The 23,452-nt window shown below is 72.4% G+C and carries 19 protein-coding genes and 1 pseudogene; 10 read left to right on the plus strand and 10 right to left on the minus strand.

Going from position 1 to position 23,452, the window contains the following annotated elements:
* The first annotated feature begins 105 nt into the window (after positions 1-105).
* Complete coding sequence (locus ACMXN5_RS35150) at positions 106-1,950, plus strand: alpha/beta hydrolase (RefSeq protein ID WP_439678943.1); 1,845 nt, start codon at positions 106-108, stop codon at positions 1,948-1,950.
* Positions 1,951-1,995: 45 nt separating this feature from the next.
* On the opposite strand, the gene ACMXN5_RS35155 is transcribed toward ACMXN5_RS35150, so the two are convergent.
* The 4 genes from ACMXN5_RS35155 to ACMXN5_RS35170 all read right to left on the minus strand — a co-directional run bounded on the left by ACMXN5_RS35155 (position 1,996) and on the right by ACMXN5_RS35170 (position 7,131).
* Positions 1,996-2,499 (minus strand): nucleoside deaminase, encoded by a 504-nt coding sequence (locus tag ACMXN5_RS35155; protein ID WP_439678944.1) that lies wholly within the window; start codon positions 2,497-2,499, stop codon positions 1,996-1,998.
* A gap of 81 nt (positions 2,500-2,580) precedes the next feature.
* Positions 2,581-4,905 (minus strand): xanthine dehydrogenase subunit D, encoded by a 2,325-nt coding sequence (gene pucD / locus ACMXN5_RS35160; RefSeq protein ID WP_439678945.1) that lies wholly within the window; start codon positions 4,903-4,905, stop codon positions 2,581-2,583.
* A 313-nt stretch (positions 4,906-5,218) separates the two neighbouring features.
* Complete coding sequence (locus ACMXN5_RS35165; protein ID WP_439678946.1) at positions 5,219-6,079, minus strand: DUF1206 domain-containing protein; 861 nt, start codon at positions 6,077-6,079, stop codon at positions 5,219-5,221.
* 107 nt (positions 6,080-6,186) lie between these two features.
* On the minus strand, positions 6,187-7,131 hold the full coding sequence (locus ACMXN5_RS35170; RefSeq protein WP_439681350.1) for an endonuclease/exonuclease/phosphatase family protein: 945 nt from the start codon (positions 7,129-7,131) through the stop codon (positions 6,187-6,189).
* Positions 7,132-7,335: 204 nt separating this feature from the next.
* Between ACMXN5_RS35170 and ACMXN5_RS35175 the strand changes: the two are divergent.
* Both ACMXN5_RS35175 and ACMXN5_RS35180 read left to right on the plus strand, forming a co-directional pair.
* A pseudogene (locus ACMXN5_RS35175) lies at positions 7,336-7,767 on the plus strand (PP2C family protein-serine/threonine phosphatase); the annotation flags it as partial.
* An 87-nt stretch (positions 7,768-7,854) separates the two neighbouring features.
* Positions 7,855-9,018, plus strand: coding sequence for a cytochrome P450 (locus tag ACMXN5_RS35180; protein WP_439678947.1), 1,164 nt, complete (start codon positions 7,855-7,857; stop codon positions 9,016-9,018).
* A gap of 221 nt (positions 9,019-9,239) precedes the next feature.
* Here ACMXN5_RS35180 and ACMXN5_RS35185 read toward each other — a convergent pair whose 3' ends face one another.
* A complete protein-coding gene (locus tag ACMXN5_RS35185; protein ID WP_439678948.1) occupies positions 9,240-9,980 on the minus strand; it encodes an SDR family oxidoreductase in 741 nt (246 codons plus the stop codon).
* Positions 9,981-10,083: 103 nt separating this feature from the next.
* On the opposite strand from ACMXN5_RS35185, the gene ACMXN5_RS35190 reads away from it, so the two are divergent.
* Entirely contained in the window at positions 10,084-10,503 is a 420-nt protein-coding gene (locus ACMXN5_RS35190; protein WP_439678949.1) for a MerR family transcriptional regulator, read from the plus strand.
* 21 nt (positions 10,504-10,524) lie between these two features.
* On the opposite strand, the gene ACMXN5_RS35195 is transcribed toward ACMXN5_RS35190, so the two are convergent.
* Positions 10,525-11,346 carry an alpha/beta fold hydrolase gene (locus ACMXN5_RS35195; protein ID WP_439678950.1) on the minus strand — a complete coding sequence of 274 codons (822 nt, stop codon included), beginning with the start codon at positions 11,344-11,346 and terminating at the stop codon, positions 10,525-10,527.
* A 243-nt stretch (positions 11,347-11,589) separates the two neighbouring features.
* Between ACMXN5_RS35195 and ACMXN5_RS35200 the strand changes: the two genes are divergently transcribed.
* Positions 11,590-12,141 (plus strand): GNAT family N-acetyltransferase, encoded by a 552-nt coding sequence (locus tag ACMXN5_RS35200; RefSeq protein ID WP_439678951.1) that lies wholly within the window; start codon positions 11,590-11,592, stop codon positions 12,139-12,141.
* Positions 12,142-12,174: 33 nt separating this feature from the next.
* Here the strand turns inward: ACMXN5_RS35200 and ACMXN5_RS35205 are convergent, their stop codons facing one another.
* Positions 12,175-13,032, minus strand: coding sequence for an oxidoreductase (locus tag ACMXN5_RS35205; protein WP_439678952.1), 858 nt, complete (start codon positions 13,030-13,032; stop codon positions 12,175-12,177).
* 198 nt (positions 13,033-13,230) lie between these two features.
* On the opposite strand from ACMXN5_RS35205, the gene ACMXN5_RS35210 reads away from it, so the two are divergent.
* Positions 13,231-14,823 carry an amidase family protein gene (locus ACMXN5_RS35210; RefSeq protein ID WP_439678953.1) on the plus strand — a complete coding sequence of 531 codons (1,593 nt, stop codon included), beginning with the start codon at positions 13,231-13,233 and terminating at the stop codon, positions 14,821-14,823.
* Positions 14,824-15,130: 307 nt separating this feature from the next.
* A complete protein-coding gene (locus tag ACMXN5_RS35215; protein ID WP_439678954.1) occupies positions 15,131-16,312 on the plus strand; it encodes a cytochrome P450 in 1,182 nt (393 codons plus the stop codon).
* 96 nt (positions 16,313-16,408) lie between these two features.
* On the opposite strand, the gene ACMXN5_RS35220 is transcribed toward ACMXN5_RS35215, so the two are convergent.
* Positions 16,409-18,109, minus strand: coding sequence for a DUF885 domain-containing protein (locus ACMXN5_RS35220; RefSeq protein ID WP_439678955.1), 1,701 nt, complete (start codon positions 18,107-18,109; stop codon positions 16,409-16,411).
* A 123-nt stretch (positions 18,110-18,232) separates the two neighbouring features.
* Between ACMXN5_RS35220 and ACMXN5_RS35225 the strand changes: the two genes are divergently transcribed.
* Entirely contained in the window at positions 18,233-18,871 is a 639-nt protein-coding gene (locus ACMXN5_RS35225; protein WP_439678956.1) for a Uma2 family endonuclease, read from the plus strand.
* Positions 18,872-18,949: 78 nt separating this feature from the next.
* On the opposite strand, the gene ACMXN5_RS35230 is transcribed toward ACMXN5_RS35225, so the two are convergent.
* Positions 18,950-20,515 carry an ABC transporter substrate-binding protein gene (locus ACMXN5_RS35230; protein WP_439678957.1) on the minus strand — a complete coding sequence of 522 codons (1,566 nt, stop codon included), beginning with the start codon at positions 20,513-20,515 and terminating at the stop codon, positions 18,950-18,952.
* Positions 20,516-20,921: 406 nt separating this feature from the next.
* On the opposite strand from ACMXN5_RS35230, the gene ACMXN5_RS35235 reads away from it, so the two are divergent.
* Positions 20,922-21,494 (plus strand): TetR/AcrR family transcriptional regulator, encoded by a 573-nt coding sequence (locus tag ACMXN5_RS35235; RefSeq protein ID WP_439678958.1) that lies wholly within the window; start codon positions 20,922-20,924, stop codon positions 21,492-21,494.
* Positions 21,495-21,535: 41 nt separating this feature from the next.
* Entirely contained in the window at positions 21,536-22,720 is a 1,185-nt protein-coding gene (locus ACMXN5_RS35240) for a GDSL-type esterase/lipase family protein (RefSeq protein WP_439678959.1), read from the plus strand.
* A 14-nt stretch (positions 22,721-22,734) separates the two neighbouring features.
* Here the strand turns inward: ACMXN5_RS35240 and ACMXN5_RS35245 are convergent, their stop codons facing one another.
* A complete protein-coding gene (locus tag ACMXN5_RS35245; protein WP_439678960.1) occupies positions 22,735-23,382 on the minus strand; it encodes a TetR/AcrR family transcriptional regulator in 648 nt (215 codons plus the stop codon).
* Positions 23,383-23,452 lie beyond the last annotated feature (70 nt).

Here is a 23,452-nt window from a genome sequence, read left to right on the forward strand (position 1 = left end):
TCTGACCGCGGGTCACCCGATCACGCCACCGCCGAACCGGTGACGTCCGCGCCGGCACCCATGTCGCAGCAGGGTGCCGGCGCACCCCCGGGGGACGCTGGTCGGATGGTGGACACAGGGACCGGGCCGGAGCCGGCCGACGAGCCGAGCCACGCCGGCGGCGGGCGGACGGACCCCCCGACCGAGGCGTGCCCGGCCGCTGCCGGCGGTGGGGGGTCCCACGCGGCTCCCCCGCCACCGGCACCGTCCTCGCGACTGCGCCGGTTGCTCGCCCGGCCCCGCCGGGACCCGGCGAAGTCCCGCCGGGTGGTGCGCCGTCGGCTCGACCTGGTCGGGATGTGCGGGGCGGCCGTGTTCTTCTGGCTGTCGCTGACCCCCTCGCTGCTGCCGCGCCCGTGGCCCTGGCAGGGGCTGATCGGCGGCCTGGCCGGGATCGCCGGCTACACCCTCGGCGTGCTCGCGGCCACGGCGGTGCGCGCGGTCGTCGCCCGCCGCCCCGACGCGCGGTTTCGGGTCGTCGCCTGGCGGATGTACTGCGTCGTGGCCGGCGTCGGCACGGTGGTGGGCCTCGTGTGGTCGGCGCGTGCCCAGCGCCGGCTGCGTTCGCTCCAGGGCCTGAATCCGTCCTCGCCCTGGAACGGCCTGATGATCGTGGTGATCGCGCTGGGCACCGGGCTGCTCCTGCTCGTCCTCGCCCGGGGATTGCGACTGGCGGCCCGCGCGTTGATCCGGTGGTTCGGCCGGCACCTGCCCCGGCCCCTGGCGTACGGGCTCGGGCTGGCCACGATCACCCTCCTGGTCGTGGCCGCCCTGCACGACGTGGTGTGGGAGCGCGGCTTCATCGGCTTCGTCGACCACACCGCCAAGGCCGTCAACCGTGTCGTGGACCCCAATCTCCCGCGCCCGAACTCGCCGCTGCGCTCCGGCGGTCCGGGCTCGCTCGTGTCCTGGCAGAGCCTGGGGGCCAACGGCCGCAAGTTCGTCTCGGAGGCCACCGATCCGGCGCTGATCACCGCGTTCAGCGGCAGGCCCGCCACCACCCCGATCCGGGTGTACATCGGCGAGGACCCCGAGGACACCGACTTCCGAGGCGCCGCGGCACTGGCCGTGGGCGAGCTCGACCGCACCGGCGCGTGGACCCGCGCGGTGCTCGCCGTCCACGGCACCACCGGCAGCGGCTGGGTCAACCCGAACCTGGCCGCGCCGCTGGAGTACATGTACGACGGCGACACCGCGATGGTCGCCATCCAGTACTCGTATCTGCCGAGTTGGGTCTCCTTCCTGGTCGACCGCTCGCGCGCCGAACGCGCCCAGCGGGCCCTGTATCACGCGGTCCGCGAGCGGTGGTCGGCACTGGCACCGCAGGATCGGCCCAAACTGGTGCTCGGCGGCGAGTCCCTGGGCGCGTACGCCACCGATTCCGTCTTCGCCGACCCCGCCGCACTGATCGACGGCGCCGACGCGGTGGTCCTGGAGGGGCCGCCGTTCGCGAGCCGGTTGTGGAATCGCATCAAGGACGACCGCGACCGGGGCACTCCGGTGTGGCGGCCGGTGTACGACGCCGGGCGCAACGTACGCTTCGCCCAGTTCCCCGCCGACGATCTGCGCCGGCCGCCCGGCCCGTGGGAGCATCCGCGGGTCGTCTACCTCCAGAACGCGTCCGACCCCGTGGTGTGGTGGAGCCCGGATCTGCTGTTCGACCGGCCGGCGTGGCTGCGCGCGCCACTGGGTCCGGACATCACGCGCGAGGTGCGCTGGTACCCGATCGTCACGTTCTGGCAGACGACGGTGGACCTCGCGGTCTCCTTCGGCACCACGTCCCCGCACGGGCACCGCTACGGCAACGGACCCACCGTCGCGTGGGCGGCCGCCCTGCCCCCGCCGAACTGGACGGACGCGGACACCGATCGGCTGATGACCTTCATGACGCGACACCCGGTTCGGCACTGACGGTTCGCCGACGCGGGCTTCGCCGCGGGGCGACGGCGCGCCGGGTCAGTAGTCGACGCGGTCGGATTTGGCCAGCCATGCGTCGAACGGCGCGGTTCGGTGGGGCAGTTCCAACTGCTCGACCCGGGTCGGCCACATCGACCTCGGCTTCTTCTCGAACAGGTCGTAGAACTTGCGGTCGTCGAATCCGGCCACCGCGGCGTCGTGCCGGTCGGCGCAGTAGACGATCCGGTCGACGCGCGCCCACAGCGCGGAGGACAGGCACATCGGACACGGTTCGCACGAGGTGATCAGGACACAGCCGTCGAGCGAGAAGGTGCGCAACTCCCGGCAGGCGGCCCGTATCGCGCTCACCTCGGCGTGCGCGGTCGGGTCCAGCGTCGCGGTGACCCGGTTGTGCCCGACCGCGATCACCTTGTCGGCCTTGGCGACGAGCGCGCCGAACGGGCCGCCGCCGCCGCTCACGCTGGTGGTGGCGAGCCTGATCGCCTCGTCCATCCAGGCGCGTTCGCGCTCTCGGGCGGGCGTTTCCTGGGCATGCGCGGTCACGGTGACTCCATTCGTGGGTGCGGAGAATCGAGGTGCGGACTGCACCTGGATGTACTGGGGTGCGCCGGCTCGGCGCGGTCGTCACGGCTCGATGCGGCAGATGTGCTCCGGCCCGACCGGGGTGTGCGTCAGGTTCAGCCCCGTCGCGTCACGGATGGCGTTCACGATCGCCGGGGTGGTGGAAATCGTCGGCGGCTCGCCGACACCGCGCACCCCGTACGGCGCGTTCGGGTCGGCCCGCTCGATCACGTCCACCGTCATCGGCGGCATGTCCACGATGGTCGGGATCAGGTAGTCGGTGAACGACGGATTGCGCACCCGGCCATCCCGCACCAGGATCTCCTCCATCACGGCGAGCCCGAGTCCCTGTGCGGAGCCGCCGTGGATCTGCCCGACGACGGCGTCCGGGTTGACCGCCCTGCCGACGTCCTGCGCGCAGTCCAGGCGCACGACCTTGACCAGGCCCAGTTCGGTGTCCACGTCCACCACCGCCCGGTGTGCGGAGAAGGCGTGTTGCACGTGCACCCGGGGGCTCTGCCCGCTCACCGGGTCCATCGCCCACGTCGGCCGGTGGTGGAACTCCCGGGTCTGCTCGATCGTGTCGTCGCCGAGCACGTCGACCAGATCGGCCAGGACGCCGGTGGTCGCGGAGACGACCTTGCCGCCGCTCAGCGACAGGTCGGCGGGGTCCTCGCCGAACCGCAGGGCGACGCGCGCGAAGAGCACCTCGCGTACCGCCCGACACGCGTCCCGGACCGCGCCGCCGGTGATGTAGGTCTGCCGGGACGCCGAGCTGGACCCCGCGTCGCCGACGTCGGTGTCGTTGGGGTGGATGTTCACCCGCTCCACGCCGAGTTCGCTGCGCGCGATCTGCTGCTGCACGGTGACCAGGCCCTGGCCGACCTCGGCCGCCGCGGTGTGCACCATCGCGATCGGGACGCCGCCGACCACCTCAAGGCGCACCCGCGCCGTGGAGTAGTCGTCGGCGCCCTCCGCGTAGGAGATGTTCTTGATGATCACGCTGTAGCCGACGCCGCGCACGACGCCCTCGCCGTGTGTGGTGTTGGATCCGCCGCCCGGCAACTCCCGTACGTCCACCGGCCCGGCGCGGTGCTCCGGCGGCAGGGGCAGGCGTTCCAGGCGTTCCAACAACTCGGCGACCGGGGCCGGGTAGTCCAGTACCTGCCCGGTGGGCATGGTCGAGCCCTCGGCGATCGCGTTGAGCCGGCGCAGCCGCACCGGGTCCATGCCCAACGCCTTCGCGAGCTTGTCCATCTGCGACTCGTAGGCGAAGGCGGGCTGTACCGCGCCGAGGCCGCGCATCGCGCCGCACGGCGGGTTGTTGGTGTACAGCCCCCACCCCTCGATCACGACGTTGGGTACCTCGTACGGCCCGACGCCGAGCGAGGTGGCGTTGCTGACCACGACCGGGGTCTTGGAGGCGTACGCGCCGCCGTCGAAGTACATCCGCGCCTTGACGTAGACGAGCCTGCCGTCCCTGGTCGCGCCGTGCTCGTAGTACATCTTGGCCGGGTGCCGGTGCACGTGGCCGAAGAAGGACTCCTCGCGGTTGTAGACCATCTTCACCGGGCGGCCGGTGCGCAGCGCCAGCATGCAGCAGTGGATCTGCATGGACAGGTCCTCGCGGCCCCCGAAGGCGCCGCCGACCCCGGACATGGTGAACCGCACCTTCTCCAACGGGAGTCCGAGCGCCCGCGCGGTCTGCCGCTGGTCCACGTGCAACCACTGCGTGGCCAGGAACAGGTCGACGCCGCCGTCCCCGTCCGGGACGGCCAGGCCGGATTCGGGTCCGAGGAAGGCCTGGTCCTGCATGCCCACGGTGTACACGTCGGACACCACGACGTCGGCCCGGGCGTTCGGGTCGCCCCGGGTGATCGGCTGGTGGCGCACCACGTTGCCGCCGGGGTGCAGGTTGGGCAACGTGTCGTCGTGCGCGGCCCGTTCGGGGTCGGTGATCGGCTCGAACACCTCGTAGTCGACCACGATCTTCTCCAGCGCGCGCCGCGCCGTCTCCGGGTGGTCGGCGGCCACCAGCGCGATCGGCTCGCCCTGGTAGCGCACGACGTCCTCGGCGAGCGCCGGCGTGTCGGCGACCTTGAGGCCGTAGACGTTCTCGCCGGGCACGTCCTCGTGGGTCAGCACCGCGTACACGCCCGGATGAGCGAGTGCCGGGCCGATGTCGATCGAGACGATCCGCGCATAGGGGTGCGGGCTGCGCAGCGTGGCGCCCCACAGCATGTCCTCCGCCCACAGATCGGAGGAGTAGGCGAACTCCCCGCGCACCTTGAGCGTGCCGTCCGGCCGCGGCGGGCTGTCGCCGATCCCGCCGGTGATCGCCTCGTCGAGGTCCTGCGGGCTGCGCGCGGGTGCGGTCGGCACGACCATCGGGGAGCCTCCACTGTCCGGATACCTGTGTGAGGAGTACACAGCACCTCCGGTGGGCCCGGTTAGCGGTCGAAGACCCGAAATCGCCCGGGGTCCGGGACCGGCCCTCCGTAGACTCCTACAAGAGACCGGCGCCGTCGTCGGCGCCGCCGAGCGGGTGGCGGACGGTGGACGGGGCGCACGAGGTGTCGGGCATGGCGCTCCCGGGTTCGGCGACGAGGGGGACGGCTCGGGGTCACTGCCGCGACCGGGCAAAAACGTTCCGGCCGCCGACGCCGTTCCCGGGACTCGAGGCCCGGGAGCACCCGACATGTCACACCTTTCGCCACCGTGCCATGGCGAACGAGAACACCCCGAACAACATCAGCCCGACCGCGACCACCCCGAGCAGCGGCGGACCCGCCGCCGTGTCGGCGAAGGTGCGCAGCGTGTCGTCGAGGCCCTTGGCCTTGTCCGGGTCGTACTTGGCCGCCGCGACCAGGACGAACACCCCGGCCGCGGTGAACACGGCGCCTCGGCTGACCCCGCCGGCGACGCCGAGCGTGTCGACCACCCGCTCGGTGCGGGTCGACATGCGCCCGAGTTCGAGGTGGTCGCGATACTTGCGCAGCAGTGCCCGTACCGCGATCCAGACCCCGGCGACGACCACCACGAGGCCCGCCGCGGCCACCAGCCAGCGGCCGGCGGGCAGATCCAGCGCCTCGGCGGTGGCGCCCTTGGACTGCTTGTCGGAGGCCCCCTCCTCGGAGCCGCCCGAGCCGCCGGAGCCGTTCTTGCGCCCGGCAGCCAACGCGATCACCGAGGCGGCGACGAACGCGTAGAACCCGAATCGGGCCAGCGAAGCGAGCCGCGTGGAGGCGTCGCGCCCGCCGGGCCCCGCCGCACCGAACACCGCCTCGGACAGCCGCCACAACGCCATGCAGGCCAGGCCGATCCCCAGTGCCCACACCAGGAAGCCGCCGAACGGCTGCCTGGCCAACTCCTGCACCGCACCGCCCCGATCGGCCTGCCGGCCGGAATCGCCGACGGCGATCCGCAGGGCCAGGACGCCGACCAGGAGGTACACCACGCCTCGCGCCACGAATCCCGCGCGCCCTGCCGCGGCCACCGCGGTACCGCCCGCCGCGGAACGTCCCACGGCGGTGTTTCGTAGTCCGGTCGTCGTTGTCCTCATCGCGAAGAGACCCTTCTGTGTCCGTCTCCTCGCGCCTGCCCCGAGGCCGGCGTTCGATGCCGCCGGCCCGCGACGGGTCGATCTCGCGGCGCTGCGGCGCCGGGGCTTCAGAAGGTCAGATGCGCGGCCACCGGGGCGTGGTCGGAGCCGGCCGCGCCCTGGCGTTCGACGGGCTGCGCGTTGATCGACGGCAGCGGGCCGTCGGCGCCGGTGAACACCTCCTCGAGGCGTTGCAGCAGTTGGTGGCTGACCAGGAGGTGGTCGATCAGTTCGCCCTGGCCCTCGAAGACACGGGAGACCCGCTGCTCCACGGGGATCTTCAGGCCGAGGTTCCACAACCGCGCCGCGTCGGCCTTGTCCGGATGCTCGAATCCGCCGGTGCCGATCTGCGAGCCGGGCGGGCCGTACAGGATCTGCGTGGTCGCGGCGAGCGGGGTGTCGTTGAGGTCGCCCATCACGATCACGTCGCGGGTGCGACCGTCGCCACCGAGGAGTTCGTCCGCCAGGGCACGCATCGTGGTCGCCTCGGCGCCACGCCGCCACAGCGCGTACGCGGCGTAGCGGGCACGTTCGCCCTCGTTCTTCGGGCTGTGCCGATTGCCCGGATAGGTCAGCAGCTTCGACTTCAGGTGGCACACCGCCGCGTGCAGGGTCCGACCGAGCACCGGTTCCAGGGTGACCGCGAGCCCGCCGCGGCCCATCGCGTTCAGCGGCGCGCCGGTGTCCGCGGTCTGCAGCGGGGTGAACTGGCTGGGGAAGGCGGTGACATCGGCGGTCACCGTGAGCGGGTGTCGGCTGAGGAACCCCACCCGGATCCGCCGGCCGTCCGGGTGCGCGGACAACTCGGTGTGCCACGTCCCGTCCAGGCGGCCGACCAGGTCGTGCAGCGCGTCCGGGTTGCCGACCTCCTGTACCCCGAGCAGGTCCGGGTTCAGCCGATCGATCGTGGCCGCGAGCGAATCCAGCTTCGCGTCGAACTCGGCTTGCGTCTTCGGGCCGTCCTGTTCCCCCGGCAGGAACAGGTTCTCGAGGTTCCACGTCGCCAACGTCACCCGCATGGGGCACCTCCTGCTGTCCGGCATGCCGCGCGTACGCCCGGCCGCACCCAGTCTCCGCGCGATCCGCCTCCGCGTCCCGCCGAATCCCCGGACACACCCCACCGTTTCACCCGGACGCCACGGCCGACACCGCCCCACACGTCGGCCCTCCCCGCCCCCGGGAACGCGACCGCTCACCCCGCCGACGTGCCGCGCCGCGCCCTCCGGCGCGGCGGGAGGCTGTTCCAGGTCACGCAGGACCACACCATCGTGCAGTCGATGGTCGATGAGGGTCGCATCACCCCGGAGGAGGGTGCCTCCCACCCCCAGCGATCACTGCTGCTCAAGGCCCTGGGCCATGGCAGCGACGCCACCCCCGACCTGCGGCTGCGGGACGCTCGCCGGGGTGATCGATACCTGCTCTGCTCCGACGGCCTGTCGACGGTCGTGCCGCCCGAGGAGATCCACCGCGTGCTCGCCGAGACCCCCGACCCCGGCCGCGCCGTCCGCGAACTCGTCGCCCTCGCCAACGACTGCGGCAGCCCCGACAACGTCAGCTGCGTGGTCGCCGACGTCGTCGAACCTAGTGTCGCGGGGGGCGATTCGGCTGGATTGCCGCCTTGTTCGGCAGCCGGGGGCGGCCGATACTGACGTGAGGTCGCCGGTCCTGTCGCGGGGCGGGCGGGCGTGTGCGTCCGCCGTGGCCGACAGCCGCCTGCCGGAGGGGGAGACCGCTCGATGGGTAGGGGAGATCTGCGTCAGTTCCACCGGGATCCGTTGGGATTTCTCGACGGCCTGTCCCGCGCTCGTGCCACGGATGTCTTCCCACTGCCCTGGGGCGGTTGGTGCGTGGGCGACTCGGACCTGGCCCTGGTGGTGCTGCGCGATCCGGAATTCAACGGAGGGCTGTCCACCTTCTATGGCGACCTGTTGCCCTCGCGATCGGCCCAGATCGCGCTCGGCCACACGATACGCAACACCATCCGACCGCGATTACCCGAGTATCGCCGGAACTTGGCCGAGGCGGTGGCCGAACTCCCCACGAGCGCACGATGGCCCGAGGCCGGCCCCGCGCTGGTGTATCGATGTCTGGCGGACCTGCTGCTGCATCCGACGTCGCCCCCCGAACTGCGGCTCCTGCTGGCGCGATCCGTCGGCGCCGGTCTGCTGATCCGCTCACCCACCATTCGCGGCCGGGTACGCACGGAGCTGCTGCGCCCGAGGCTGTTCGCGGCGCTGACCCGAGACATCGCGCGACGCCGGGCACGCGGCGTCGATCCGGGCGAGCCGCGCGATCTGCTCGACGCCGTCATCGGCGGTTGTCCCGAGGAGACGCCGGACCCGGTCGTGGCCGAGCTGTACCTGCTGCTGTACCGGTCGATCGTGGGCAACGTCGGCTACGCCGTGGCCTGGAGCGTGCTGCTGGCCGGTCTGCACGGCGTGCCGGGCGAGCCGTGGCCGTGGCCCGCCGAGTGGATCGTGCGCGAGGCCGCGCGGCATCGTCCGTTCGTATGGATGGTGGGCCGCCCGACGCCGCACGCCGTCGAGTTCGGTGGCGTGGCGCTGCCGCCCGGCACGATCCTGTCGGTCAGCCCCTACCTCCTGCATCACGACGAACGGCGCTGGAGTCGGCCCGATCTCTTCCGGCCCGAACGCTGGGCCCGACCGCAGGCGTGCGGCCCGTATCTGCCCTTCAGCACGGGCCCGTTCGTGTGCGGCGGCGCCGTCATCGCCCAGACCATGGCCACCGACACGGTGGCGGCGCTGGCCGACGACGCCCGCCTGAGCGTCGTCGGCGGTGCGGCGCGGCCGGTCGTGACCAACGCCGCCGCGCCGCGCCCGTTCACCCTGAGCCGCACCACCAAGTCCCCTACCGGTTCGTCCGCTTCGAAGAGGAGGTGACCACCATGATGGCCGTCATCCGGCGCATTCTCACCAACACGCCGCCGCTGATCTGGAACCCGAAGGACCCGTGGCGCTGACCGCGCCCGACCCGAGCGGCCCGCACGGCGGAAGTACCCACGCCGTGTGGGCCGTTCATCCGGCCGGAGCCCGGTCGGGCCCCGGCCGGGCGACGCGTCCCCGTCCGCCCCCGTTGTCTCGCGGACGGGAACGACGCGGCCTCAGGTGGTGTATCCGCCGTCCACCGCGAGGGTGGTGCCGGTGATGTATCGACCACCCGGGCCCGCCAGATAGGCCACCGCGGCGGCGATGTCCTCGGCTTGGCCGTAGCGGCCGAGGGCGGTGAGGGATCGTTGGAAGTCGGCGCTGTCGCCGTCGGCGGGGTTCATGTCGGTGTCGATCGGGCCCGGGTCCACGAGGGTGGCCGTGATCCCGCGCGGACCCAACTCCCGGGCCAGGCCCTTGGTCAGCCCGAGCAGCGCCGACTTCGCCGTCGCCTGGAGCACGAAGTTCGCCCCGGGCACCCGCCCGTTGAAGCACGATCCGATGCCGATGATCCGCCCGCCCTCGCCCATGTACCGGGCCGCGGCCCGCGCCGCGGTGAACACGGACCGGATGTCCACCGCGAGCACCCGGTCCAGTTCCGTGTCGGAGACCTCGGTGAGCGGGCCGTAGGTGAGGAAGCCCGCGTTGTTCACCAGGATGTCGATGCGACCCAGTTCCGCGACCGTGCGCTCGACCGCCTCGGCCGCGGCGTCGGGCTCGGTCAGGTCCGCCCGTACGGCCACGGCCCGCCCGCCGGCCGCCTCGATCTCCTCGACCACCGCGCGCGCCCGGTCGGCCGCGTCGACGTAGGTCACCGCGACCGCCGCCCCCTCGCCCGCCAACCGCTTCGCGATCGCCGCGCCGATGCCTCGGCTGCCGCCGGTCACCAGTGCCACCCTGCCGGTCGGATCACCCATCGTCGTCTCCTCCTCCTGCGTGGACGCTGTGTTCGTCGTGCCGGCAGAGTAGGAGTTGACATCAGTGTCAGGTTCAAGCGGTCGTTCACGGCGAGGTGCGGACATGCGGATCGGCGAACTGGCCCGGCGCAGCGGGGTGAGCGAGCGCTCCCTGCGCTATTACGAGGCCCAGGGCCTGCTGCGCGCCGAACGCACCCCCGGCGGCCAACGGGAGTACGGCGAGTGGGCGGTCGACCGGGTGATCCGCATCCAGACCCTGTACGCCGCCGGCCTGCACAGCCGCAAGATCGCCGAACTGCTGCCCTGCATCCGGGACACCGACGGCCGTGCGAACGAGCGAGCCACGCCGGTACTGCTGGTCAACCTCACCGCGGAGCGCGAGCGGATCGACACGATGATCACCGATCTGCTGCGCTCTCGCGACGTGCTCGACGAGGTGATCGACACCGCTTCGGAGGGCGTGCCCGCCGAGCAGGCCGGCCGCGATCTCGGCCTCGGCGCCGGGCTCGGCCGTCGAGGCTGAGCCCGGCCGGCCGCTTGCGGGTCAGCCTGCCGTCACATCGGCCAGGAAACCCGTCACGGTGGCGACGTACAGCTCCGGGTGGGTCGTGTGGGGAACGTGTCCGGCGCCGTCCAGGGTGCGGATCCGCGCGTGTGCGATCGCTTCGGCGAGGCCGCCGACGATCTTCGCGTACCACGGCGGGCTGGTCGTGCCATAGCTCAGCAGCACGGGGACGGTGAGCGCGGACAGCCCGGTGACGTCGATTTCGTCCCAGTGCGGATCGTTCAGCTCGTCGAGGAACGTGCCCGCGTTGCCGACGAAGGTCTCGCGTGCCCGGTCGGGCAGCCGCTCCCACATCCCCGGCCCGAGCGCGACCTCCTCGACGAACAGGTGCGCCCCGCCCCGGTCGTCGCCCGCGCTCAGCCGCTCGACCACCGCGTCGATCCGATCCTGGGCCACGCGCATCAGCGGCCGCAGCTGCGGGTCGTTCGCCACGGTCGCGAACAGCGGCGGCTCGTGCGCGACCAGGCTGCGGAACAACTCGGGTCGGCGCGCGCCCAGTCCGAGGGCCGTGGAGGCGCCGAAGGAGTTGCCGACGACGTGCGCCGGCCCCAGGTCGAGCCGTTCGAGCAGCGCCGCGAGGTCGTCCTCGTCCTGGAAGCGGCTGCCCGGTCCGGTCCCGCCGGTACTGCGGCTGTGGCCCCGGCGGTCGTACACGAGCACGCGGTAGGAGGCGGCGAGCGCCGGGAGGATCGGCCCCCAGCCGGTGTGGTCGGTCCAGGAGCCGTGGACCAGGACGAGCGGGTCGCCCTCGCCCGTGACCTCGTAGTACAGATCCGCGCCGTTCAACCGTACGTGTGGCATGCCGCCGTCTCCTTGCTCGGGCCGTGCGGAGGATCCGCCGTTCCGCGTCTCGGTGAACCGCGAACGCGCGTCCGGCCTTCCCGGACGCCGGCGTCCCCCGCACGGAGCAACACTGTCATCCGCGCCGCTCCGGCGGGGACTGGGAATTGGGCGCAGCGGGTGAATTCCGCGCGGGACCCTTACGCCGTGCCCGGTCGGGGCGACACAATCGTGCGACTCGAGACGAGGGGGCGAATCCTGTCCGTGAGCGACGTCTTTCCCGAACGGGTCCTGCCCGCGGGCCCGATCACTCTGCGACCGTTCACCGCCGGCGATGTCGAGGACACCCGAACCGCCTGTGCGGACGAGGTGATCCAACGCTGGATACCGCTGCCGCGCCCGTACTCGCCACAGGCGGCCGTCGACTGGTGCACGAAGACGGCGCACACCCGGCGCGAGTCGGGCGACGGCATCCACTTCGTGATCGCGGACCCGGCCGACGACCGACTGCTCGGCGCGATCGGGCTGCGCCGCACCGACTGGGACGACCTGGTCACCGAGGTGCGCCATTGGGTCGCCCCGTGGGCTCGCGGACGTGGGATCGCCGCCCGGGCCACCCGCGAGCTCGGGCACTGGCTGCTGATCGAGCAGGGCTTCGAACGCCTCGAACTGCGGGCCGCCGTCGGGAACATCCCCGCGCGCAAGACGGCCGTCAGGGCGGGCCTGCACCGGGAGGGCATCCTGCGCAACGCCGGCCGCCTGCACGGCGGCCGGGTCGACGTCGTGCTGTACGCGCTGACCCGCTCCGACCCGTAGCCGCCGCCGCGCCGTCCTCGACCCGGGGCCGGCTCAACCCAGTTCGGCCAGGTCCTGTTCGGTCAGCCGCAGTGCGCCGGCGGCGATGTTCTCCTCCAGGTGGGCGAGCGAGCCGGTCCCGGGGATGAGCAGGATGTTGGGCGAGCGGGCCAACAGCCATGCGAGCGCCACCTGCGACACGCTCGCCCCGTGGCGCGCGGCCACCGCGTCCAGGCGGGCGGCCGCCAGTGGTTGGAAGCCGCCGACGGGGAAGTACGGGACGTAGGCGATGCCGGCCGCCGCGCAGGCGTCGACCAGTGCGTCGTCCTCGCGCCGGGACAGGTTGTACAGGTTCTGGACGCACACGATCGGCGCGATCGTCCGGGCCTGGGCGAACTCGGCGGCGGTGACGTTGGAGATGCCCAGGTGCCGGATCAGGCCCTCCTCGCGCAGCGCGAGCAGGGTTTCCAGGGGCCCGGCCAGGGGGGTCAGGCTCCGGTCGAGGTCGCCCATCCGCAGGTTCACCACGTCCAGGCGGTCCACGCCGAGCGAGCGCAGGTTCGCCTCGACGCCGCGGCGCAGGTTGTCCGGCGTGAGTCCGGTCTTGTCCGCCGCCGGCCGCGCCACGTCCGCGCCTTCGACCAGCGCGCCCACCTTGGTCACGATCACCAGGTCGTCGGGGTAGGGGTGCAGCGCCTCCCGGATCAGCTCGTTGGCCGAGATCCCGTCGCGCGCGTAGTAGTTGGAAGTGTCGATGTGGTTCACGCCCAGTTCCACGGCCCGCCGCAAAATGGCCAACGCCGTGTCCCTGGCGAGTGGTTCGCCCTGCGGCCACCCGGTCAACCGCATCGCCCCGTAGCCGATCCTGGCGACGCTCGTATCGCCGCCCCATGTCCATCGCTGTGTGATCACGGGCGACACCCTAACGGCCCCGCACCCACTTGCCGATGTTTGCCGCAGGGCTCCCATCGGCCCCATTCGTCCCCCCGCCCCCGGAGCCAATCCTCTCGAAGCACCACCAAATCCCCCCGACGACCTCGTCCCGGCGACACCGGCGGTGCTTGTGTCGGACATCGGCCGTGTAGTGCGATGGCTCCCATGGTCTTTCCCATGACGAAGAGACGAGTCACCCCACTGGTCACCGCCCTGGTCGCCGGCTGCCTGTTCGCCGGCGCTCCGGGTGCCCACGCGGACGCCGCCGCCGGCCCGGACGGCACACCGTCGGCCGCGGGCGCGCCGCCGAGGTTGGGCATCGATCTCGACACCGTGACCATCCCGGAATTACAAACCCGCATGGCGCGCGGATCGTTGACCTCGACCGCGCTCACCGGCGCCTACCTGTGGCGGATCAAGACCGTCGATCCCACGATCAAGGCGGTGTTGCGCACCGACCCGACCGCGCTGCGCCAGGCCGCCGCCAGTGACGCCCGGCATCGGCGCGGGCAGAGCCGGGGTCCGCTCGACGGTATCCCCGTCCTGCTCAAGGACAACGTGAACACCCGCGACCTGCCGACCACCGCCGGCTCGACGGCACTGGCCGGCAGCCCGCCCGACGCCGACGCGGTCCTGGTGAGCCGGCTGCGCGCGGCGGGGGCGGTGATCCTGGGCAAGACCAACCTGTCCGAATGGGCCAACTTCCGTGGCGCCAGGCCCACTTCCGGCTGGTCGGCGGTGGGCGGCCAGACCCGCAACCCGTTCGTCCTGGACCGCAACCCCTGCGGCTCGTCGGCCGGTTCCGGCGCCGCGCTCGCCGCGTCGTTGTCGCAGGTGGCGATCGGCACCGAGACCGACGGCTCGATCGTGTGCCCCTCCGGGGCGAACGGCGTGGTCGGCGTCAAACCCAGCCTGGGCGTGGTCAGCCAGTCCGGCGTGGTGCCGATCTCCGCCGAGCAGGACACCGCCGGACCCATGGCCCGCAACGTCACCGACGCCGCGCTGACCCTGGCGGTGCTCGCCGAGGGCCCGGTACCGCGCCCGGGCGACCCGCTCGACCTCACCGCCGCCTCCGCCCGCCCCGACGGGCTGCGCGGCAAGCGCATCGGGCTGTGGCGCCTGCCCACGCTCGGCCCGGACGTGGACGCGCTGATGACCCGCACCGCGGGGCGCCTGCGCGCGGCGGGCGCCGAGGTGGTCGAGGTGAAGCTCCCCTACCAGGAGCGCATCGGCGAACTGGAATTCCCGGCGCTGCTCAGCGAGTTCCACCGCGACATCGACGCCTACCTGGCCACCCGCGAGGGCCCGCGCGATCTCGCCGCGCTGATCGAGTTCAACCGCACCCACCCGGCCGAGCAGACCTGCTTCGCCGGCCAGGAGCTGTTCGAACAGGCCCTGGTCGCGCCGCCCACCACCGACCCGCGATACCGGGCGATGCGCGCCGAGTTGACGGACCTGGCCCGCCGCTCGATCGACGAGACGCTGGCCGCCGAACGGCTCGACGCCATCGCCTCGCCGACCAACCCGCCCGCCTGGACCACCGATTGTGCGCGCGGCGACAACGATGTGATCCCGTCCTCGACTCCCGCCGCCGTGTCCGGATACCCGTCGATGTCGGTACCGGCGGGCTCCGTCGGCGAACTCCCGATCGGCCTGCTCCTGATGACCGGCAACCTGCGCGACGGCGAACTCCTGTCCCTGGGCGCCTCGATCGAACACCACCTCCACGCCTGGCGCGCCCCGCGGTACCTGCCGACCATGGGCTCCTGACCCCCACCGACGGGCCCGCCCGAACCTCCTTTCCCGGCCGGGCCCGCCGGCTCGCCCCACCCGAACTCCCGCCGCCGCAAGGCGGCGTCGCGCCGATCGGCGGCACCGAAGCAGCCGGGCGCCCCCGCGGTCCCGGACCCCCCGGAGGGGCCGGGTCCGCATGGGGCGCCCGGCTGCGCCGTTCGTGCGTCCGTGCGCCCTTGACCGGGGTCCGGGCTCGGCCGATCATGGCCGCCCTGCCTTCCGATCACCGTCGGCGGCGGTCGCACCACACGCGGGCTCCGGCCTCGCGACGAAAGGGGCCATCGTGCACGTCTCCTCCGGAATCGATCTCTTCGACGACGCCGTCCTCGCCGACCCCTATCCGACCTACGCCCGGCTGCGCGAACTCGGCCCCGCCGTACGGCTCGACGCGCACGCCGTCTGGGCCCTGCCGCGCCACGCGGCCGTCGCCGACGCGCTGCGCGATCCGATCGGCTACTCCAGCGAACGGGCCCTGGCCCTGACCGAGCAGGTCAACGAGCGGGTCCTGACCGACACCGTGGTGGGCACCGACGGCGCCGCCCACGCGCGCCTGCGCCGGGTGCTCTCGCGCCAACTCGCCCCCAGGGCGCTGAAATCCCTCACCGCCGACATGTACGCGCACGCCCGCGCACTGGTCGACGCACTCCCGCGCGGCGAGGTCTTCGACGGCGTGGCCGACCTGGCCGCGCCGTTCGTCTCCGGCACGGTCATGCGCCTGATGGGCTTACCCGACCGGGACCGCGCCCGGCTGCTCGACCTCGCCGACGCGACGTTCGACACCTTCGGCCCCGACACCGCGCGCACCCGGGCCGCGTTTCCGCGCGCCGAGGAGATGTTCGCCTACCTCGACCGCTTCGCCGCACGGGGGCGGGTGGCGCCGGACAGTTGGCTCGGCGCGATCCACGCCGCAGCCGACCGGGGCGACATCGACGAATCCCAGGCCGTCCCGCTGATGCTCTCCTACACCGTCGCGGGCATGGACACCACCATCCACGCCGTCACCACCGCGCTGCACCTGCTGGCCGAACACCCCGCGCAGTGGCGCCTGATCCGCGAGCGCGCCGTCCCGGGCGACGCGGTCTTCGCCGAGGCGCTGCGGATGGAGGCCCCGATCCAGTGGTTCGGCCGCCGCGCCACCCGCGACATCCGGATCGGCGATACCGTCGTGGCGGCCGGCGAACAACTCCTCCTGCTCTACGGCTCGGCGGGCCGCGACCGCGCCAAATGGGGCCCGAGCGCCGACACGTTCGACATCACCCGCCCCGACAGCCGCGACCACCTCGCGCTCGGCCTCGGCGTGCACCAGTGCGCCGGCAACCACCTGGCCGTCCTCGAACTCGACGCGGTGCTCACCGCCCTGGGCGGCCGCTTCCACACCCTCGCCGCCGCGCCCGACCGGGCGCCCACGCGACGGGTCCACAACATCCTGCGCGGCCTGCACACCCTCCCGCTCGTCGCCGCGTAGCCCGTCGCACCGCACGGCCCGCCCACCGTATGGCCCGCCCACCGCGGATCCCGACCGGTACAGCCGATCCGGTCGGGAACCGCGGGCGGGTCCGGCCTACGGCGCGGGAATCGCGGAGAGTTCGTCGGTCAAATCGTCCAGACCCAGCGACCCCTGCGACAGCGCGCTCATGTGCCACGCCTTCAGGTCGAACGCCGCGCCCTGCGCCCGTCGGGCGTTCTCCCGGCCCGACAACCACGCGCGTTCGCCGAGCTTGTAGCCGATCGCCTGGCCGGGCATGGTCAGGTAGCGGGTCAACTCGCTGTCCACGAAGGCGTCGGGGAGGCTGCTGCTCGCACCGAAGAACTCCTGCGCCAGGTCCGGGGTCCAGCGCTCGCCGGGATGGAACGGCGCGTCGGCCGGGATCTCCAGTTCCAGGTGCATGCCGATGTCGACGATCACCCGCGCGGCGCGCATCATCTGCGCGTCGAGGTAGCCCAGGCGGCGCTCGGCGTCGGTGAGGAAGCCCAGTTCGTCCATGAGGCGTTCCGCGTACAGCGCCCAGCCCTCGGCGTTGGCGCTGACCACTCCGACGGTGGCCTGGTAGCGGGACAGGTCGCCGGCGATGTGCGCCCACTGGGCGAGCTGGAGGTGGTGGCCGGGGACACCCTCGTGGTACCAGGTCGACACGAGGTTGTAGACCGGGAACCGGTCGCGGCCCATCGTCGGCAGCCAGGTCCGGCCGGGGCGGCTGAAGTCCTCGGACGGCTGGGTGTAGTACGGCGCGGCGGCGCTTCCCGGCGGGGCGATGCACGACTCGACGCGGCGCACCCGCTCGGCGAGGTCGAAGTGGGTGCCGTCGAGGTGGTCGATCGCCTCGTCCATCAGGGCCTGAAGCCAGGCCCGCACCTCGTCGACGCCCTCGATGTGCGTACCGTGCTCGTCCAGGTGCGCGAGCGCCGCCCACGGCGTCGCGGCGCCGGGCAGGACCTTCTCCGCCTCGTGGCGCATCTCGCCGAGGAGGCGGTGGTACTCCGACCAGCCGTAGGCGTAGGCCTCGTCCAGGTCGAGGTCGGCGCCGTTGAAGTACCGCGACCACACGGCGTACCGCTCGCGCCCGACGACCTCGGGGGCGTCGGCGACGGCGGGGGCGTACACGTCGCGCATCCAGTCGCGCAGCTCCACCACGGCGGCGGTCGCCGCGCGTGCGGCCTCGTCGAGTTCGGCGCGCAGGGCCTGCGGGCCGGCGGCGACGAAGTCCTCGAACCAGCCGCGCCCGTTGCCGTCGGTGTCGGCCCACTCGCCGAGCTGGGCGACACACGCCCCGGTCGGGCGGGGCGCCGCGTACAACTTGCGCTCCAGGCCCAGCTCCAGCGACTCGCGGTAGCCCGAAAGCGCGTGCGAGACCGCACGCAGCCGCTCGACGATCGCGACCCAGTCCGCGTCCGTCTCCGCGGGCGTCACGGTGAACACCTCACGCACGAAGTGCATCGGCGTGCCCATGTTCCCGACGGTCCGCAACCCCTCCCCGCTCTCGTGCACGGCCAACTCGGCCGTCAACCGCTCACGCAACAGCCGCGCACACCGCCGCTCGACCGCCACCTCCGCCCCCTCCCGCCGCTCGGCCTCGGCGAGCGCGGCAAGCGTGCCCCGAGCCAACGCGGCCCGCGCCTCCTGCCCCTCGGGAGACAGATCGGGCAACCGCCCGGAACACTCCGCAACCCCGAGAAACGTCCCCATCACCGGATCGAGCACAACGAGTTCGTCGACATAGGAGTCGGCAACCTGACGCGGAAGCGGAACACTGTTGACTGACATACCCCCATCCTCATACGCCGACAACCCCCACGTCACGCCCGTTGTCCGAACAACCGACAACCGACAAACGCCGAGCAACCGCGAGAGCCCGGAAGGCGCGGACCCGCTCACTAGACTGTGAGCATGGATCCCGCCGAATCCGAACACGCGCCCGACGTCCACGATCCCGACTACATCGCCTTCGTCGCCGGCCGCATTCTCGACCACGTACGCGAGGTACCCGAACTCGCCGCGTTGGCCGAACCAGTGACGTTCGAATCGACGCCACACGGCATCGTGATGATGACCGCACCCGACGCGGCGCACGGGGACATCCTGGACAACCTGCGCTCCTTCCTCGCCTCCCTGCCGCGCGAGGGCGCCGCCGAGCGGGCGTTGCGGGAGAACACCTCGGTGGAGTTCGGCGCGTCCGAGCGCACCCCCGACCTGGTCGTGTTCGACCCGTCCCGCCGCGTCCTGGTCCGAGCCGGCAAGGCCATGTCCCCCGCCGGGATCCTGATGCTGGTGGAGGTAACGTCGAATTCCACCCGCCGCGAGGACCTCGACCGTGACGATCCGGCAGCCAAGCCACGCCAGTACGCCGCGAGCGGCATCCCGCTGTACCTGGTCGTCGACCGCCGCAGGGGCGAGGTGCTGCTCTTCCGCGACGCGATCCACGGCATCTACCCGGCCCCGACCGTCTTCCATGTCGGTGAACCCGTCTGGCTCCCCAAACCCTTCTCCGCTGCCTGGCCCACCGAGTTCATGAAGGACCTCCTCTGACCCCCGCTCGGATGCGGCGGCTCGTCGCGTGGTCGTGTGGAGGTACGGGTTTGGGCCGAACCCGCACCTCCACCGGCCTCAGCGCTTCAGGCGCAGTGACATCGGGTCGATTCCGGCGCCGTCGATGGCGAATGTGGTGCCGCGCGTGGCGAAGTACGGGGTCAGCATGTCCGCGAACGTCATCACGTCGACCCGCTTGACCAACTCGGCCTCGGCCGCCGTCCATTCGTCGCAGCCGGCGACGTCCGGCTTGCTCATGGCCAGGCCCACCCGGCGCTGGTACTCGGGGTTGTCGACGCCGCCGAAGTTGAGCCCGTCGGGCGCCTTGGCGCCGCTGAAGAAGGGCACGAGCTGGTCGTGCTGGGTCAGCGTGATCGGCGTCCAGGAGATGTCCCACTGCCCGGAGGCCAGCACCTCTCCCGTGATCCCGGCGGTGAGCGGCCGACGGTTGACCTTGACCCCGAACGAGCGCCACTGGTCGACCGCCAGCTCCACCGCGGACAGCAGTTCCGAGCCGGCCGTCGCCGAGTAGGGCAGCACGATGGACAGTTGCCTGCCGTCCTTGGTCCAGTGCCCGCCCGACTTGGTCCACCCGGCCCCGCGCAGCGCGGCCGCCGCGCGCGCCGGGTCGTGCGGCGGGATGTTGGCGCTCACCGCGTCCGCCGGGCAGGTCGGCAGCATGGTGACCGCGACCCGGGTCGGCGCCGAGCCCTTGCCGCCGGTGGCCACCGCCCCCAGCTGCTTGAGGTCGAGCGCGGCGGTCAGCGCCCAGCGCACCGCGGGATCGGCGGTGACGTGATCGGGCGCCTCGTTGTACAGGAACATCCCGTACGGGTCGCGCTGGACGCGGTACTTCAGCCCCGCCGCGGTCAGCCGGACCCGGTCGGCGCCGGTCACGGAGGCGATGTCGAGCTGCTTGCCCAGCAGCAGGTTGGCCCTGGTCGAGGGGTTGGCGACGACCTTGAACACCAGCCGCTCGGGCAGTTCGGTGGAGTTCGCGCCGCCCGGCCCCCAGACGTATTCGGGCCGCTTGGTGTAGGTGAAGTGGTCACCGGTCGCAGCCTCGACGAGCCGGTAGGGGCCGGTGCCGTCGGTGGCGTGGTTGAGCGAGTCGGGCGCCGCGAGCGCCGAGGGGCACACCAGCGGCAGTTGCGAGGCGCCGCGCAGCAGGAACGGGGTGGGTTCGGGCGTGCGCAGGACGAGCGTGTTGGTGGCGTCGTCCGCGGTGGCGACCGTTCCCGGCGTCACGGCCAGGCCGTACAGCGGTGAGGTGTTCTTCGGGTCGGCGATGTAGTTGTACTGCGCCGCGACGGCGGACGCGGTCAACATCCGGCCGTCGCCGCACCGCACGTCGCGCCGCAGGGTGAACGTGGCCGACAGCGGATCGGACTCCCACTTCTCGGCCACGCCGGAGACGATCTGCCCGTCGACCGTGGTGTTGACCAGCGCGTCGTAGGAGAACCGCGTCATCAGCGAGGTGATCTTGGACAGCGAGGTGAGCGGAGACAGGTTGGCGGGGTCCTCGGAGATACCGATCGTGATCGTGTCGCTCCCGCCCGCGCTCGACGCTCCGGTGCCGCCGCATCCGGTGGCGAGCATCCCCACGGCCACCGCGCCGGCCGCCGCCCGCGCGGCGCCTCTCATCGTGCACCACCGGCGGGAACGGCGGAGCACGTACGCCCTTCGCCCCCCGATGCGGCGGCGATCGACGTACGAATGCTCGGATCCACCGTCCGGACACCGGACCCGACCGCATCGGATCGTCCCATGCTGGATACCTCCTCGGAGAACGGCGCGACTGCCGCAGTGGACGCTCAGGGTAGGCAGCGCCCGAACACCTCGAATCGTCGCCGCGGACGAAGAGCGATCACCGAGTCCGTCCGAATCGCCAACCCGAGACACCACGATGCCGGGCAGTCTTCACGCCATCCGCCGCGCGCCTCCGCACCGAGAGCCCACTCGGTCCAACCAGGCATGCCATTTGCCTAAACACATTAGGCATGCACATAATCCATTCAGGTGAATCCGAGAGTGGATGAGGAGGCCGGGCATGACGCGCGTGGGGCTGACCACCGAAAACGTGGTGCGGGCCGGGGCCGAGCTGGCCGACGAGGTCGGGTTCGCGCAGGCGACGCCCGCGGAGTTGGCCCGGCGGCTCGGCGTGCGGACTGCGAGCCTGTACTCGCATGTCGCCAACGCCCACGACCTCAGGACCCGCATCGCGCTGCTCGCGCTGGAGGAACTCGCCGACCGGGCCTCCGCCGCGATCGCCGGACGCGCGGGCAAGGACGCGCTGACCGCCTTCGCGAACGTCTACCGCGACTACGCCCTCGCCCACCCGGGCCGCTTCGCCGCCGCGCGATACCGGCTCGACCCGGAGCCGGCCGCCGCCGGCGCCGGCATCCGGCACGCGCGGATGATGCGCGCGCTGCTGCGCGGATACGACCTGGCCGAACCGCACCAAACGCACGCCGTCCGGCTGCTGGGCAGCGTCTTCGCCGGCTTCGTCGACCTGGAGTCCGCCGGCGGCTTCGAGCACAGCTCCCCCGACTCGGGACAGAGCTGGACCGCGATCCTCGACGCGCTCGACGGCCTGCTGCGCACCTGGCCCACCACCTCCTGACCCCTCCCCCGCCATCTCCGCAGAACGAAGAGACCGAGCCCATGCACACCCCGTACGCCCACACCACCACCCCCATCACCGCCGACCTGCTGCGCGGCGCCCTCGACCTGGAGCACACCGAACGCGGCGTGGTGCCCCACCGGTTGCCCGCGCACGCCCGCCGGCAGATCCCGGACGGGCAACTGGCCATGGCCGAGTCCCAACCCTCCGGCGTACGACTGGCGCTGCGCACCCGGGCCGCCGTCCTCGAACTGGACGTCGTGGCCGGCAAGCGCGTCTACCCCGGAGCCCCGCCGCGCCCGGACGGCGTGTACGAACTCCTCGTCGACGGAAGCCTCACCGCCCGGGCGAGCGTGCCCGACGGCGACACGCTCACCATCGACCCGGCCGGCGGAACCGCACACACCCGGCCCGGCCCGGTGCGCACCCTGCGCTTCACCGACCTGCCCACCCACGACAAGCACGTCGAGATCTGGCTGCCGCACGACGAGAGCACCCAGCTGGTCGCGCTGCGCGGCGACGCCGCCATCCACGCGGCGCCGGCGCACGGGCGCAAGGTGTGGCTGCACCACGGCAGTTCGATCAGCCACGGCTCCAACGCGACCACCCCGACCGGGACCTGGCCGGCCCTGGCCGCGGCCCGGGGCGGCGTGGAGCTGATCAACCTCGGCTTCGGCGGCGGCGCCCTGCTCGACCCGTTCACCGCCCGCGCCATGCGCGACACCCCCGCGGACCTGATCAGCCTCAAGATCGGCATCAACATCGTCAACGCGGACCTGATGCGGCTGCGGGCGTTCGGCCCGGCGGTGCACGGATTCCTCGACACCATCCGCGACGGACACCCCGACACCCCGCTGCTGGTGGTCTCGCCGATCCACTGCGCCATCCATGAGCACACCCCGGGGCCGTGCGCCGTGGACCCGGCCGCGTTCGGCGAGGGGCGCCTGCGGTTCGTGGCCACGGGCGATCGTGCGCAGGTCGCCGCCGGGCGGCTGACCCTGACCGTGATCCGGGACGAGCTGGCCCGGATCGTCGCACGGCGCGCCGCCGACGACCCGAACCTGCACCACCTCGACGGCCTCGACCTGTACGGCGCGGCGGACCAGGCCGAACTCCCGCTGCCCGACGATCTGCACCCGGACCCGGCCGCCCACCGCCGCATCGGCGAACGGTTCGCCCGCCTCGCCTTCGGCCCCGCCGGCCCGCTGTCCGCCGGGGCCGGTTGACCTCGCCGTCCGCGCTACCCCTGCAATGCGGCGATCTCCGCCTCGAACAGCAGTTCCGGGTCGAACTCCATGCCGACGAAGTGGCCGGCGAGTTCCAGGGACAGCACGCCGTGCAGCCGGGTCCAGAAGATCAGGGCCCGGTGCAGCACGGCCGGCGGCGCGGGGTGCTCGCCCGCCCAGCGTCGGTGCCGCGCCAGGTGCGCCTCCAACGCGGTCGTGGCGTGCTCGGCCGGCGGTTGCGCACTCCACATGTCGAGCAGGGTGGTCATGATCTCGGCGGAGATCGCGGTGATGTCGTCGGGGGCGTGGTAGCCGGGGACGGGCGTGCCGTAGATCAGCAGGTAGCGCTGCGGATCCGCCAGCGCCCACCGGCGCATGGCGCGCGCCGTCTCGGCCACGTCGGCGCCGCCCTCGAAGGCGACCCGGACGGCGTCGGCCATGCTGCGGTACGCGTCCCGGATCAACTCGGTGATCAGCTCGTCACGGCCGGCGAAGTAGCGGTAGAGCGCGGGCCCGCTCATGCCCATCTGCTTGGCGATCGCGTTGAGCGAGAGCGCGGACGCACCCGCCGTGGCAATCTGCTCCCACGCGTGTTGCTTGATCTCCGTCCGCACCTGCGTCCGGTAGCGCTCACGCGGGGTGTTCGCCTCGGTTTCCGCCATGACCCGCCACCTTTTCGCACACGCAGCCACATCCCCGCATTTCAGTTAGAAGCTATCACAAACCTGAACC

Origin of the sequence: Embleya australiensis, from assembly GCF_051903075.1 — a bacterium.
Classification (GTDB): Bacteria; Actinomycetota; Actinomycetes; order Streptomycetales; family Streptomycetaceae; genus Embleya.

Bases quoted from the DNA above. Each gene is read 5' to 3' on its own strand.
- ACMXN5_RS35150 (WP_439678943.1), top strand. From the start codon at position 106: ATGGTGGACACAGGGACCGGGCCGGAGCCGGCCGACGAGCCGAGCCAC.
- pucD (WP_439678945.1), bottom strand. From the start codon at position 4,905: ATGGTCGTGCCGACCGCACCCGCGCGCAGCCCGCAGGACCTCGACGAG.
- ACMXN5_RS35165 (WP_439678946.1), bottom strand. From the start codon at position 6,079: ATGAGGACAACGACGACCGGACTACGAAACACCGCCGTGGGACGTTCC.
- ACMXN5_RS35180 (WP_439678947.1), top strand. From the start codon at position 7,855: ATGGGTAGGGGAGATCTGCGTCAGTTCCACCGGGATCCGTTGGGATTT.
- ACMXN5_RS35185 (WP_439678948.1), bottom strand. From the start codon at position 9,980: ATGGGTGATCCGACCGGCAGGGTGGCACTGGTGACCGGCGGCAGCCGA.
- ACMXN5_RS35190 (WP_439678949.1), top strand. From the start codon at position 10,084: ATGCGGATCGGCGAACTGGCCCGGCGCAGCGGGGTGAGCGAGCGCTCC.
- ACMXN5_RS35195 (WP_439678950.1), bottom strand. From the start codon at position 11,346: ATGCCACACGTACGGTTGAACGGCGCGGATCTGTACTACGAGGTCACG.
- ACMXN5_RS35210 (WP_439678953.1), top strand. From the start codon at position 13,231: ATGACGAAGAGACGAGTCACCCCACTGGTCACCGCCCTGGTCGCCGGC.
- ACMXN5_RS35220 (WP_439678955.1), bottom strand. From the start codon at position 18,109: ATGTCAGTCAACAGTGTTCCGCTTCCGCGTCAGGTTGCCGACTCCTAT.
- ACMXN5_RS35225 (WP_439678956.1), top strand. From the start codon at position 18,233: ATGGATCCCGCCGAATCCGAACACGCGCCCGACGTCCACGATCCCGAC.
- ACMXN5_RS35230 (WP_439678957.1), bottom strand. From the start codon at position 20,515: ATGAGAGGCGCCGCGCGGGCGGCGGCCGGCGCGGTGGCCGTGGGGATG.
- ACMXN5_RS35235 (WP_439678958.1), top strand. From the start codon at position 20,922: ATGACGCGCGTGGGGCTGACCACCGAAAACGTGGTGCGGGCCGGGGCC.
- ACMXN5_RS35240 (WP_439678959.1), top strand. From the start codon at position 21,536: ATGCACACCCCGTACGCCCACACCACCACCCCCATCACCGCCGACCTG.
- ACMXN5_RS35245 (WP_439678960.1), bottom strand. From the start codon at position 23,382: ATGGCGGAAACCGAGGCGAACACCCCGCGTGAGCGCTACCGGACGCAG.